Origin of the sequence: Corynebacterium sp. c25Ua_89, assembly GCF_047459735.1 — a bacterium.
Classification (GTDB): Bacteria; Actinomycetota; Actinomycetes; order Mycobacteriales; family Mycobacteriaceae; genus Corynebacterium; species Corynebacterium simulans.
Window position 1 is genome coordinate 195,902 of sequence record NZ_JASBOD010000001.1, and the last position, 13,439, is coordinate 209,340.

11 protein-coding genes are annotated in these 13,439 nt (G+C 59.3%); 9 read left to right on the forward strand and 2 right to left on the reverse strand.

Going from position 1 to position 13,439, the window contains the following annotated elements:
* Window positions 1-238 precede the first annotated feature (238 nt).
* From QKB66_RS00935 to QKB66_RS00960, 6 genes are all read left to right on the forward strand, one after another.
* Window positions 239-661 (forward strand): D-arabinono-1,4-lactone oxidase, encoded by a 423-nt coding sequence (locus tag QKB66_RS00935; RefSeq protein WP_414252636.1) that lies wholly within the window; start codon window positions 239-241, stop codon window positions 659-661.
* Complete coding sequence (locus tag QKB66_RS00940; protein WP_414252486.1) at window positions 579-1,652, forward strand: GTP-binding protein; 1,074 nt, start codon at window positions 579-581, stop codon at window positions 1,650-1,652. Before QKB66_RS00935 ends, QKB66_RS00940 begins: the two co-directional genes overlap by 83 nt.
* Before the next feature lie 67 nt (window positions 1,653-1,719).
* Window positions 1,720-2,916: an MFS transporter gene (locus QKB66_RS00945; RefSeq protein ID WP_005531827.1), complete on the forward strand. Its 1,197-nt coding sequence runs from the start codon at window positions 1,720-1,722 to the stop codon at window positions 2,914-2,916.
* A 158-nt stretch (window positions 2,917-3,074) separates the two neighbouring features.
* Window positions 3,075-3,749 (forward strand): hypothetical protein, encoded by a 675-nt coding sequence (locus QKB66_RS00950; protein WP_414252487.1) that lies wholly within the window; start codon window positions 3,075-3,077, stop codon window positions 3,747-3,749.
* Window positions 3,749-4,216: a hypothetical protein gene (locus tag QKB66_RS00955; protein WP_061921672.1), complete on the forward strand. Its 468-nt coding sequence runs from the start codon at window positions 3,749-3,751 to the stop codon at window positions 4,214-4,216. The genes QKB66_RS00950 and QKB66_RS00955 overlap by 1 nt, the downstream gene beginning before the upstream one ends.
* A 174-nt stretch (window positions 4,217-4,390) precedes the next feature.
* Entirely contained in the window at window positions 4,391-5,032 is a 642-nt protein-coding gene (locus QKB66_RS00960) for a pentapeptide repeat-containing protein (protein WP_414252488.1), read from the forward strand.
* A gap of 119 nt (window positions 5,033-5,151) precedes the next feature.
* Here the strand turns inward: QKB66_RS00960 and QKB66_RS00965 are convergent, their stop codons facing one another.
* Both QKB66_RS00965 and QKB66_RS00970 read right to left on the reverse strand, forming a co-directional pair.
* Entirely contained in the window at window positions 5,152-6,567 is a 1,416-nt protein-coding gene (locus tag QKB66_RS00965) for a dicarboxylate/amino acid:cation symporter (protein ID WP_414252489.1), read from the reverse strand.
* A gap of 141 nt (window positions 6,568-6,708) precedes the next feature.
* Entirely contained in the window at window positions 6,709-7,782 is a 1,074-nt protein-coding gene (locus tag QKB66_RS00970) for a biotin/lipoate A/B protein ligase family protein (RefSeq protein WP_248090826.1), read from the reverse strand.
* A gap of 104 nt (window positions 7,783-7,886) precedes the next feature.
* On the opposite strand from QKB66_RS00970, the gene fdnG reads away from it, so the two are divergent.
* From fdnG to nrfD, 3 genes are read left to right on the forward strand one after another with little or no spacing between them, the layout of a single operon-like run.
* Entirely contained in the window at window positions 7,887-11,174 is a 3,288-nt protein-coding gene (gene fdnG / locus QKB66_RS00975; RefSeq protein WP_414252490.1) for a formate dehydrogenase-N subunit alpha, read from the forward strand.
* Window positions 11,175-11,187: 13 nt separating this feature from the next.
* Window positions 11,188-12,246 carry a 4Fe-4S dicluster domain-containing protein gene (locus tag QKB66_RS00980; protein ID WP_062041334.1) on the forward strand — a complete coding sequence of 353 codons (1,059 nt, stop codon included), beginning with the start codon at window positions 11,188-11,190 and terminating at the stop codon, window positions 12,244-12,246.
* Window positions 12,243-13,361 carry an NrfD/PsrC family molybdoenzyme membrane anchor subunit gene (gene nrfD, locus QKB66_RS00985; protein WP_414252491.1) on the forward strand — a complete coding sequence of 373 codons (1,119 nt, stop codon included), beginning with the start codon at window positions 12,243-12,245 and terminating at the stop codon, window positions 13,359-13,361. The genes QKB66_RS00980 and nrfD overlap by 4 nt, the downstream gene beginning before the upstream one ends.
* The last annotated feature ends 78 nt before the right edge of the window (window positions 13,362-13,439 follow it).

The following is a 13,439-nucleotide window of genomic DNA, read 5'->3' on the forward strand; positions in this document are numbered from 1 at the left end:
CGTCAGGGCCGGCGAGGCGGCTGCCCCTCTTGGTGTCATTGACATTGCCGCTTTCGACTTCAACGCGGAACAAATGGTGACGCGTGCGGGTGGGCTTCCCATCTGCGTGGCGTCAAAGTCGGACCGCGGCGCTCACTCATCCGCACTCCCGCGAAGTCGACCACTGGCGGATGGACCTGAAGTGGTGCGAGAAATCCGACGTTTAATTGATGCACAGGGCTGACAGATTGCTTTCCCGCTGGAGCTACGCACCACGGCACCTGACGACGTCGCGCTGTCTACCGCCAACGGCCGCGAGTCGATGTACATCGCGTTCCACGTCCCGCGTTTCAAAAACCCATACGAATACTTGCCAAAGGTGGAGTCCATTCTGAAGGCCGCCGGCGGCCGCCCACACTGGGGCAAGATGAACACCTTGATGCGGGCAGACTTCTCCGCGCTGTATCCGCGCTTCGACGAGTTCTGTGCCCTGCGTGAGGAACTGGACCCGCAGTGGCGCTTTGGTTCTGATTACATGCGGAGGGTTTTCGGTTGGAGCGTAGTTGTCTCCATAATTGAAAATGATTATCATTTGCGGAATGACTACACCCGTGACTGTTCTTTCTGGATTCTTAGGCAGCGGCAAAACCACTGTGCTCAATCACCTTTTGGCCAACCGTGAAGGCCGCAAGCTAGCCGTCATCGTCAACGACTTCTCCGAGGTCAACATAGACGCGGCGCTCGTTGCAGGGGAGGGCCACCTCGAACGCGGCGAAGACCGTTTCGTGGAGCTGTCCAACGGCTGCATCTGTTGCACCCTGCGTGAGGACCTCATCGACTCGGTTGCGCGCCTTGCAAGGTCAGGCAGATATGACCAGATCATCATTGAGTCGACCGGCATCTCCGAGCCGATGCCGGTTGCCGCCACTTTCGAGTGGGAATTTGAAGACGGATTCAAGCTGCAGGACTACGCGAACATCGACACGATGGTCTCGCTCGTCGACGCTTCGACCTTCTTAGACCAGCTACGTCGCGGCCGCAGCCTTGTCTCACAGGGAATCGAAGCGACTCCGGAAGATGACCGGACCATCGCGGACCTTTTAGTGGACCAGGTTGAGTTCGCCGACCTTATCTTGATTACCAAGACCGATCTCGTCGACGCGGAGGAGACCGAGCGGGTCATCGCTACCGTCAAGGCTATGAACCGCCGCGCCAAGGTGGTGCCGGTGACCAACGGCGTCATCGCCACCGAGCTCATCCTCGATGCCGCCCTTTATAACCCCGCTACCGCCGCGACCTATCACGGCTATGCTGAGGAACTGGCCAATCCACACACACCGGAGACTGAGGAGTACGGGATTTCTTCCGTCGTCTTTCGCTCCGATAGGCCGTTCAATCGTGAGCGACTGCTCAAGGCGCTGCGCGCGAGTACCGGGCTGGTTCGCTCCAAGGGGTATTGCTGGATCGACACGGATCTGCGCGTTGCCCACGCCTGGCAGCAGGCAGGGCCAAACCTGCAGATTCAGCCGGCCTCACTGTGGGCCTCCAACGGAGTGACGCCGGGCTCTGAGGTCGTGCTCATCGGTGTGGAGTTCAACGCGGAGGAGACGCTGCGCAACTTCGAGGACGCAGTGCTTTCCGACGCCGAGGTAGCCGCTCTGCTGCCCAGCTAGTGCCATGCGCCGATTAAGGGTCTGATACCGTTTTAGGGTTGATTTTAACTCCATATGCGTCAAGAAGGTGTTTCCTACGTCCGCTGAGCAGAAACTCATCACCCCAACATTCGTCTTTGCATGGCTGGTTAATTTTGCCCAATTCATGGTCTTTTACCTGTTGGTGACGATCATGGCTTTGTATGCGGTGCAACAGTTTGGTGCATCAGACACAGCAGGCGGCTTTGCCTCCAGCTCCTTCGTGGTCGGTGCGACCATTGCGCGACTGTTCTCGGGATATCTGGTTGATGCGGCAGGACGTAAAAAGTCCCTCTTGGTCTCGTTGGTTCTCGTGACCGTGGCATGTGCCGCGTATTTTGTTGCGCACTCGTTGGCACTGCTTATCGTCGTGCGCATCATTCATGGCCTGGGTTATGCGGTGGCGTCGACTGCCGTCATGGCCGTGGCACAGTCCGTCATTCCTGACCATCGCCGTGCTGAGGGCACGGGCTACTTTGCCTTGGGAACTACCCTTGCCACCGCTTTTGGCCCGGCGGCAGGACTGGCTATCGTCGGTGCGAGTGGCTACAACACCATCTTCGTTGTGGTGCTCAGCCTCACGGTATGTGCCTTGGCTTTGACACTGGCACTCAAGATTCCTACGCAGGAGCGCCCCAGCGTGACCTTTAGCCTGGCCAACATCGTCCACCCGGCGGTCGCGCCCTTTGGCTTCTTCATGCTTCTCATCGGCGTTGCTTATGCAGGCATCATCACGTACCTCAACGCTTATGCTGACGCGTCCGACCTGGCGACGGGCGCCAGCTTCTTCTTCATTGCCTATGCGATTGTCAGCCTCGCGATGCGCTTTGTCTTGGGCCGTGTCCAGGATCGCCACGGCGATAACGTCATCTTCTACGGTGCACTCGCTTCGTTCATGATTGGTCTCGTGGTGCTTGCTATCGCAGTAGCTGACTGGGAGGTCGTCATCGCGGGTGCTTTGGTTGGCTTGGGCTATGGCTCCATCATGCCGGCGGCGCAAGCGGTGGCCGTGCGCCTCGTGGCTCCGCACGAGATGGGCGCGGGTATTTCGACGCTCTTCTTACTCCTCGACATCGGAATCGGCTTTGGCCCCGTGGTCTTGGGCATGCTGATTTCTGCGCTGGGCTACTCCGCTATGTATTGGGTGCTTGCCGCAACCGTGGCCGTGGCGACGGTGCTGTACTACTTCGTGCATGGTCGGCGCGCATACGGCGAAACAGTGCACGTTACGGCTGCCACTGCTTAGCTCCTCGGTCTGCGGCTGGTGCAGCACAGCCATTTCTTAGCGCTTTGCGCAGCGTGAAACTTCAGTGCGGAAACTCCTGGGGCGGACGTCACAGTAATTATTTACACTAGGCGGCACATGCTCAACGACTTTGTAGTTATACGTGACAGGAGACTGCCATGGAAAAGCCCGATGCTTTCAACTTCGCCCCGTTGGTCGGAGTGGCGCTAGCAAAGCCGCGTCCGCTCCGGCTCAAGATTCGCAGCCGCAAAAAGCTACCGCATCTGGAGGCGCATACCCTCGACATCGCGCCTTTCAGGGGAGCACAGTTGCAGATGACGATGAGAGAGCTCATCGACTTCGCTCCTGCCGAACACGGCATCATCATCGATGGCAAGAGCCTTTCCGCGCAAGAGGTGGATGAGCTGCGTCCCCAGGCCCGCACTCAACTCGAATCCGCGCGTCAGTGGGCCGAAGAAAAATACGGCGTTGCTCCTGCCGTGCCTGTTAACAGCCAGGAGGAGCCTTACTACGGCACCATCGACGCCGACCTGCCAGAGTTTGTGCTGCGTGCATGCGGCGAAATCTACGAGGTCAGCGGAGAACTGCCAGCAGGCAAGCGTGCCGAATTCTTGGATGCCCGCTATTGCAAAGACGATCCCCGTGGAGCGTGGCTCTCGCTGCACGGTAAGCCGGGCCCTAACGGTTTTGTCCTCAGACCTAACTTTGCTTACCGCCCGGCGTGGTCTGTACAACCTAGCCCGCAGCAGTGGGCGGCCGACTTAGAGACTTTCCCGCGCACCGCGGAATGGATTCCCGATTGGCTCGTGATTCAACTCCAGGAGGCACAGTAATGACTTTCGTTGACACTATCGACTGGGCGAGCCATGACCCGGAAGCCGTATTCTTTGATGCATCGCGTGTCCGTGATACTGCCGAAAGAGTTGAGGCTCTCACGGCGATGCTTGAGTTCGGTTGGGCACCGCCAACCAAGCTGTTGCCGGAGCTGGCGGACAACCCAGAGCTCTGCGCGCAGGACGCCCCAGTCATCGAAAAGCTCATCGCTGCAGGCGCCGATCCCAACGCTGTCAATCGCTTTGGCGAAACCGTCTGGGTTCATTTGGTTCACTCTTTAGCGTCGGATGAGGAGCAGTGGCCGGTTTACCAAGCGTTGCTGACTGCTGAGCCGGACCTTCAGATCAGCGCACGGAGCCTGTTCAATCCACTGCTCAACAAGCGCCACTTTGGCCTCCTAGCCTTGTTGCGCCCTTATCTTCCTGCACAATCGATCAGCGTTCCAGTCGATCCCGCGACTTTGTGAGCCTGCAGCGTCGCTGCTGTCTTCGCGGCAGTTGCAGCCCTTCTCGTTCTTGTCTGGATGCTTGCCCGCACAATCGGGGCACGTTCGTGGATGCCGGAGTTGGTGCTGCGTAAGCTTGCACCTATAGAACGCAACGCGTAAATGAATAAAACACGACCAACAAGGAAGTAAGCAGTGACTCGCCGGATCGTCCAAGCGCCCCAACTATCTTCATTGCACCTGGAAGTGCGGGAAGGCCTGGGACTGGACGCGAGGGGAGTGTTTGAAAACGAGTGGTTCTCCGGCGAGTTTGAGCGCAACCTTCAAGGGATGTCACTGACTGGGTGCATGGTTGCTGATTCCTCACTCGACGGAATCGACCTTTCCTCATCTACTTTCACCGAGTGCGAGCTGACCGGCCTCGATGCGCCAGGATGGAGGATGGCGCGCACCGTGCTTCGCGACGTCGAGGTGGCTGATTCCCGCTTTGGCGCTGCAGACTTCGGTGAAGCGAACCTCTTTTCGGTGAAGTTCAGCGGGTGCAAGTTCGCCTGGACTAACCATTCTGGTGGAACATTGCGGGATGTCCTCTTTGAAGACTGCGTATTCGACGAAGTCGATTTGTCCCAGGTGCAGGCCCAACGCGTGGCCTTCCGGGGCTGCCGTGCTCGGACCCTGCGGGTGGATGCGGCGCGGATGAAAGACGTGGACTTCCGCGGCCTCGACTTCGACGCTATCTCTGGTGTGGGTTCCCTCAAAGGCGCGGTACTCACTAACGAACAGGCCGTCCACCTGGCACCTGCCATGGCGGCCTTTCTTGGGGCGATCGTCGACTAGCACACAACCCACCGCCGACCGGCACTGACCGAGTCTGACCGGCATCGAGAGTAACCGAAGCAAAATGAAGAAGGCACCCCACTCAGTGAGGTGCCTCCCTGCGTTAATGCCTAAGTTTATTAGGCGTTGACGGACTCGCGCTCTTCGGACTCCATCAAGCCGGATACGCCGTGCTCGGCTGCGTCCCACACCTCTTGGTTCTGGATACCGGCGCGCTTGGCGACGATCGTGGCACACAGCGCCTGGCCGGTAACGTTCACGGCGGTACGACCCATATCGATGATCGGCTCGATAGCCAGCAGCAGACCAACACCAGCCAAAGGCAAGCCCAGGGTGGACAGGGTCAGGGTCAACATGACGGTTGCGCCCGTGGTGCCCGCGGTTGCGGCAGAACCGATGACGGAGACGAAGATAATGAGAAGGTACTGCGTCAACGTCAAGTCAATGTTGTAGAACTGAGCGATGAAGATGGCGGCGATAGCAGGGTAGACCGAAGCGCAGCCGTCCATCTTGGTGGTAGCACCCAGCGGGATGGCGAAGGAAGCGTACTCGCTCGGCACACCCATTGCCTGCTCGGTGTAACGCTCCGTAACCGGCATAACGCCCATGGAGGAACGAGTGACAAAACCCAAGGAGAACACTGGCCACACGCGCTTGTAAAAGCCCACGACCGGAATCTTGTTGAAAGCAAGAACTGCCGGGTAAACCACGCCGATGACGATTGCCAAGCCCACGTACATCGCGAGCACGAACTTGCCCAGGGAACCCAGTGCGTCCCAGCCGTAGGTGGCCACTGCTTTACCGATGAGGGCTGCGGTGCCAACCGGCGCCAGGCGGATGATCCACCACAAGACAACCTGGATGACCTTCAGGAAGGACTCGGTAAAGCGCAGGAATGGGTCGGCTGCCTTGCCGGCCTTCACGGCGGCAATGCCCAGCGCCAGGGAGATAACCAGCAGCTGAAGGGCGCCGAAGCCTAGGGAAACCTCGCCTTCGTCGAAGGAAGCCTTCATACCGATGAAGTTCGAGGGGATGAGCTGCTGCAGGAAAGCCGTCCACGAACCGACGTGGGACGGCTCCGCTGCGCTGGCGACATCCACGGTGGTGCCCACGCCCGGCTTCATCACGAGTGCGACGAGGATGCCCGTGATGACGGAGAAGAAAGCGGTGATGGCAAACCACACCAGGGTAGAGATAGCCAGCGAGGCGGCGTTGGCCACCTTGCGGAGGTTAGCCACGGAGGTCACCACTGCCGCGAAGATGAGTGGCGGGACCATCACCTTGAGTAGCTGGACATAAGCGCTGCCCACGCCGGTGAGGGTCTGGGTGAGCCAGGAGCCCTTCTCATCGTCGGCCGGCAGGCTAGCGTCCATTTTGGAAGCGATAAATCCCAGGATCAGGCCGATGATGAGGCCCGCAATGACCTGGGCGCCGAAGCCGGTTACCCAGCTAGGCAGTTTCCGTGATTGCGTTTGTGGTTGAGACACGAGGAATCCTTCAGACAGCTTTGTATGTTTTTGAACTGTCCAGTTCATAAATTTTGAACTGATCGGTTCACTATTGATGTCAACAGGATACGTGTGCATTAAATTCCCGCGCAAATAATGTGAGTTCGCACTCAACCACGTTCGCGCAGCTAAACACTCCTAACCTGAGGCAGCTTCAGATAGGCCTAGTTACGGGATGCGCTTGGTCCATCCCTCGGTGGAGTACTTAACCTCAACGAGCTGCTTCGCGGCGTTGAGCGTGTCCTCGTCGAGCGCTGCGTGCTTCGCACCATAGCGGGTAGCGAACTCACGGGCCATCGTTTCGATGATCTCCTCGCGCGCCACGCCGGTCTGGCGGCGCAGCGGGTCCACGCGCTTTTTGGCGGAGGAAAGTCCCTTCGAGGAGACCTTCACCTTGCCGATGCGCAGGACTTCCATCATCTTGTCTGCATCGATGTCGTAGCTCATCGTGGTGTGGTGAAGGACGGCGCCCGCGCGGCGCTTCTGTGCGGCACCGCCGATCTTTCCGCCGTCGGAGGTGATGTCGTTGATGGGAACGTACCAGGCATTGACGCCGTGCTTAGCCAGCGCGGCCAACACCCACTGGTCCAAATAGGCATAGGAAGCCTCGTAGGAGTACCCGGCAACTAGGGACTCAGGCGCATAGATGGAATAGGTAATGCAGTTGCCGCCTTCCATGAACATTGCGCCGCCGCCCGACATGCGACGCACCGGAGTGATGCCGTGCTTGTCGACGCCCTCTTGGTCCAGCTCGTTGGCATAGCTTTGGTAGCTGCCAAAGACAACGGCGCGGTCATCCCACTCCCAGAAGCGCAGGGTGGGGCCGCGCTTTCCTTCGGCGACCTCGTTCAAAATGACCTCGTCCAGTGCAACGTTTACTGGGGTTGGCAAGACGCCGGGCTGCAGGATCTCCCACTCGTGGTCGGTGAAGTCGGTGCCGCCTGAGAGCGCACGCTTAACAGCTACGGCCAGGTCGTGCGTGGAAAAGCCGTGGAGGGCTACAGGATGCTCCGCCTCAATCTTGGCGAGTGCTGCATCGAGCCGCGCGGTGATCTCTTGCGTGGAATCAGAAACCTTGGAGCCCTCCAGCGTGGGGCCGAGAGCCTCGAAGGCCTCTTCCGGCTCAAGGAAGAAATCGCCCGAGACCTGCGCGGAGGAGATAGTACCGTCGGTGACCTCGATGTCTACGACAAGGAGCTTGCCGCCTGGGACTTTGAGTTCGAAATGTGTTGGGTTAGCCATACTTTGGTCAACGTTGTAGGGCGGCCGATTGTTCCAGAACTGAAGGCCCTAAGTTAGGCACGCCTTTCTAGATTTAGGCAATGAGTCACACTATTTTTGACTGTATGTCGAAATTTAGTCCTCTCAACTGGCCCGTTGTGCGCCAGGTGCGTTCCAAGGACGCCTTCGGCAGGGACTTGAGCACCCAGTCGAAGAAGAGCAAAGAGCTCCACGGACGGACCGTTGAAGCGGACCGCGTCGTGCAATCTGTGTGTCCTTATTGTGCGGTGGGCTGTGCGCAGCGCGTTTATGTCAAGGACAACAGAGTCATTCAGGTTGAAGGCGATCCAGATTCTCCGATCTCGCGCGGTCGCCTTTGCCCGAAGGGCTCTGCCTCTGAGCAGCTTATTAACTCTGCTTCGCGTCTGACCAAGATCAAGTACCGTGCGCCTTACTCCACCGAGTGGGAGTACCTGGATACCGAAACTGCCATGGATATGATTGCGGATCGCTATATCGCATCCCGCAAGGCCCATTGGCAAGACGTTGACGATGAAGGCCGCACTCTCAACCGCACCATGGGTATCGCCGGTCTGGGCGGTGCAACCCTGGACAACGAAGAGAACTACCTGATTAAGAAGCTGTTTACCGCCACCGGCGCGATTCAGGTGGAAAATCAGGCGCGTATTTGACACTCTGCCACCGTTCCCAGTTTGGGAACTTCGTTTGGCCGCGGCGGCGCAACCCAACCGCTGCAGGATATGGCAAATGCGGACTGCATTGTCATTGAGGGTTCTAACATGGCTGAATGCCACCCAGTGGGCTTCCAGTGGGTAGTTGAGGCCAAGAAGCGCGGCGCGCGCATCATCCACGTGGATCCGCGCTATACCCGTACTTCGGCTTTCGCGAACCGCCACATCGGCATTCGCGGTGGTACTGACGTGGTGCTGCTTGGCGCCATCATCAAGTACATGCTCGACAACGAGCTTTATTTCCACGACTACGTGGTCTCGTACACCAACGCTTCCTCGATCATTTCGCCTGATTACCAGGACACCGAGGACCTGGATGGTCTTTTCTCTGGCTATGACCCAGAAACAGGCAAGTACGTTACCGACTCGTGGCAGTACGTGCGCAAGCCGGAAGGCTCCTCGTGGAACGTGGAGAAGGACGAGACTCTGCAGCACCCGAATTCGGTGTTCCAGATTCTAAAGCGTCACTACTCCCGCTACACCCCGGAGCTGGTGGAAGAGACCTGTGGCATTTCGCAGGAAGACTTCTACTACTTGGCTAACTCCATCGCGGATAACTCCAAGCCGGATCGCACCACCTGCTTTGCCTATGCCTTGGGCTTTACCCAGCACACGCTGGGCGCTCAGTTCATCCGTACCGCTGCTATCTTGCAGCTGCTGATGGGCAACGTCGGCCGCCCAGGCTCCGGCATCATGGCGCTGCGTGGCCACGCTTCCATCCAAGGTTCCACGGATATCCCGACGCTGTTCAACTCGCTGCCGGGCTACCTGCCGATGCCGCACGTTAACCTGCAGAGCTGGAAGGATTACGTCAATACCTTCCGCAAGGAAGATCAGAAGGGCTTCTGGCAGATCGGCGAGAACTATGCCGTATCGCTCATGAAGTCTTATTGGGGCGATGCCGCTACGGCGGAAAACGAGTGGGGTTATAACCTCATGCCGCGCATTTCTGGTGCGCACTCGACGTATGAGACCTTGATGGCCATGCTCGAGCATGAGGTTGAGGGCTACATCGTCTTCGGTCAAAACCCAGCGGTGGCACAGTCCAACGGCGGTATGCAGCGCCGTGGTCTGGCTGCGTTGAAGTGGCTGGTCGTTCGTGACTTCCAAGAAATCGAGACTGCTAGCTTCTGGAAGGACTCGCCGGAGATTAAAAACGGTGAGTTGAAGACCGAGGAAATCGGTACCGAGGTCTTCCTCATGCCGGCAGCTACCCACGTGGAAAAGGCCGGCACCTTCACCCAGACCCAGCGCATGCTGCAGTGGCGTTTCCAGGCGGTTACCCCGCCGGGTGAGGCCACCAGTGACCTGTGGTTCTTCTACCAGCTGGGTAAGAAGATCAAGGAGCGCTTGGCCGACTCCACCGATCCGCGCGATCTTCCGGTTCAGAAGATCACCTGGGATTACACCGAAAACGAGGAAGGTGAGCCAGACTCCGAGGAGATCCTCAAGGAGATCAACGGCTACTACCTCGATGGTCCTAAGAAGGGCGAGCTACTGCCGACCTTCGTTGAGATGAAGAACGACGGCTCCACCTCCGGCGGCTGCTGGATTTACACCGGCGTGTTCAAGGACGGCATCAACCATGCCGCCAAGAAGGTACCGGGATCTGAACAAAATGAGGTCGCCCTCGAGTGGGGCTGGGTCTGGCCTGCTAACCGCCGCATTCTTTATAACCGGGCTTCCGCACGCCCAGACGGAAAACCATGGTCTGAGCGCAAGAAGTACATCTGGTGGGATGCTGCCAAGGAGGCATGGGTTGGCGACGACGTACCAGACTTCCCAGTCAACAAGGCGCCGGATTACCGTGCGCCTATCGACGCCGTCGGCCCTGCCGCGCTCGACGGTGACGATCCATTCATCATGCAGGCGGACGGAGTCGGCTGGCTCTTCGCCCCGAAGGGACTATCGGATGGCCCGCTGCCAACGCACTATGAGCCGCATGAGTCCCCAGCGCACAACCTGCTCTACAAGCAGCAGCAATCGCCGACGCGTCTTACCATTAAGCGTCCAGATAACCTGTCGCGCCCAGAACCGGGCGAGCCAGGAGCCGAGGTCTTCCCGTTCGTGTTCTCCACCTACCGCCTGACCGAGATGTATACCTCGGGTGCGATGTCGCGCCGCCTGCCTTACCTGGCGGAGCTGCAGCCGGGCCTGTTCTGTGAGGTCTCGAAGGAGCTTGCAGAACTGCGCGGGCTGGAAAACGGCGAATGGGCAACCATCGTTTCACCGCGTGGCGTGATCGAAGCGCAGGTCTTGGTCACCGGCCGCGTGCAGAAGCTGACGATTAACGGCGAGGATTTCCACCAGATCGGTTTGCCGTATCACTACGGCGAGTCCGAAACCACGGACGTGGCTGGCGACGGCGCGAATGACCTGCTCGGTCTCACGCTTGAGCCGAACGTGTGGATTCAGAACTCCAAGATTGGTGCCTGCGATATCCGCCCGGGCCGTCGCCCACGCGGACATGCCCGCATCGAGTTGCTCAAGGAGTACCAGGACAAGGCTCACCTTGACCTGGAGTCCGGTAACCAGCTTGTCGACGTCGACGATGCTTTCACGCTGAATCCCGAAGACAAGGGTGCTAATTCCAAGGACGAAAACACCGGCGCTGATGACACCGCCGGCAACGTAGCCGACTACGAAGGCAAAGAAGGGTAGGTGAGTAGAGCTCATGGCTAATTTGCTTACTGAAAAAGCCGATCAGCACGGCTACGAGTCCTATAACCGCATGGCCTTCTTTACGGACACCTCGATCTGTATTGGCTGCAAAGCCTGCGAGGTGGCCTGTAAGGAATGGAACCGCAACCCGGTTGAGGGATATGCGGTAACCGGTGACTCTTACGACAACACCGGCTCATTGGGCGCCAATACCTGGCGCCACGTGGCCTTCATCGAACAAGGTCAAGAGCGCATCGAGCAGGCACGTGAGGAAGGCCGTCAGTTGGTCTCCCTCGGCATGCCCGGTTTCGGGTCGCAGCTAGAAAAGGTCGATACCACGCCGCCGGACACCGGTGACTTCCGTTGGCTCATGTCCTCTGACGTGTGCAAGCACTGCACCAACGCCGGTTGTTTGGACGTGTGCCCAACGGGCGCGCTGTTCCGCTCTGAGTTTGGCACCGTGGTTGTCCAAGATGACGTCTGCAATGGCTGCGGCACCTGCGTTGCCGGCTGTCCTTTCGGCGTTATCGAGCGCCGCGATGACGGCGGTGTGACGCTGAAGACTGATAAGACGGCTACCGTCGATTTTCAGCCCGATGACCACGCTGGCATTAATGTGTTCAAGAAGCTGGCGCAGCTGAAACCACAGGGCGAGGACCACGTACCGGGGAAGAAGATGCCGATCAAGAATCTCGGCGTCGCTCAGAAGTGCACCATGTGCTACGACCGCCTCAAGATTGGCGAGCAGCCAGCGTGCGCAAAGACGTGCCCGACCGACTCCATCCAGTTCGGCCCCTATGAAGAGATGCTCGCCGCGGCGAAGGAGCGCGTGCGGGTCCTCCACGAGCAGGGGCTTACCGAGGCGCGCCTGTATGGCGCTAATCCTGACGACGGCGTCGGCGGAACCGGGTCCATCTTCCTGTTGCTGGATTCCCCGGAGGTCTATGGCCTTCCGCCTGACCCGCGGGTTCCTACTGCGGATTTGCCGCAGATGTATAAGACCGCAGCTAAAGCTATCGGTGGCATGGCCTTGGCCGTCGCTGGCGCATTCGTGATGGGAGGCCGCAAGTGAGTGAATTCGACGAGTACCGCCCGCCGCAACCAGCGCGCGCTAACCGCTACCGCAAGTTCGACGGCACCAAGCCAAAGAAGAAGCGCAAGCGGGTTGGCGCCGGTGCGCAGGATGGTTCTAAAGAAGAGCGTATGGCGGAGGACTTTGAGTTTTCCTCCTACTACGGCAAGTCTGTAGTTAAGGCTCCGCCGTGGGAGTGGCCCATTGGCGTCTACCTGTTCTTGGGCGGTGTCTCTGGCGGCTCCGCACTGCTGGCGGCTGGCGCGCAGGCCACCCAGAATGAAGCCTTGGCGCGCAGTACCCGCCTGGCGGCCTTTAGCGCTGCCGCGGGCGGCTCTGTGTTCCTGGTTTTGGACCTCGGCCGCCCTGAGCGCCTGCTGAACATGTTTCGTGTGTTCAAGGTGACCTCGCCGATGAGCGTGGGTTCGTGGATTCTGGGCACCTTTGCCACGGCCTCCTCCTTGCCGGCTTTGCATGAGGCGGACAAGCTGACCAAGCAGAAGCTGCCTGTGCCAAAGTTCGTGCGCAAGGCTCTTGGTGCCGCTGCCGGTCCGGCCGGCGTGGCGGCAGGTATCTTGGGTGGGCCGCTGGCGGGATATACCGCGGTGCTTTTGGGCAATACCTCGAACCCGACGTGGAATGACGCCAAGCAGCATCTGCCTTATGTGTTCGTTTCCTCGGCCTCTGCCGCTGCCTCCGGCTGCGCCATGGTCTTTACTCCGGTCGAAAGCGCCGGCCCGGCCCGCGCTCTGGGTATGGCTGCCGCTGCCAGCGACCTCGTCATGACCAAGGTCATGGAGGAAAACATGGAGCCTGAGACTGTCGCGCCTTTGCACAACGGCACCCCAGGCAAGTTGATGAAGGCCAGCGAGTACCTCATCGCCGCCGGTGGCATAGGCACCGCACTGGCCGCGGCCACTAAGTCCCGTACCCTCTCCGTGCTCTCGGGTCTCTCGCTCATGGCGGGTTCCGCCTGCACCCGTTTCGGCGTGCTCAACGCGGGGATCGAGGCGGTCAAGGATCCTGCGACTACCATCGAGCCACAAAAGCGTCGCGCCGCGCGCAAGCGTGCGCAAGAAGGCCTGGCCCACTCGGTGGTCACCTCCAAGCACTAAGCCGCGCTTGCTTCTCGCGCTTTTGCGCGAAAACCCTCAAGCCCGCGTCTTGCCAGAACACGAAGTTCTAGCAAGCGC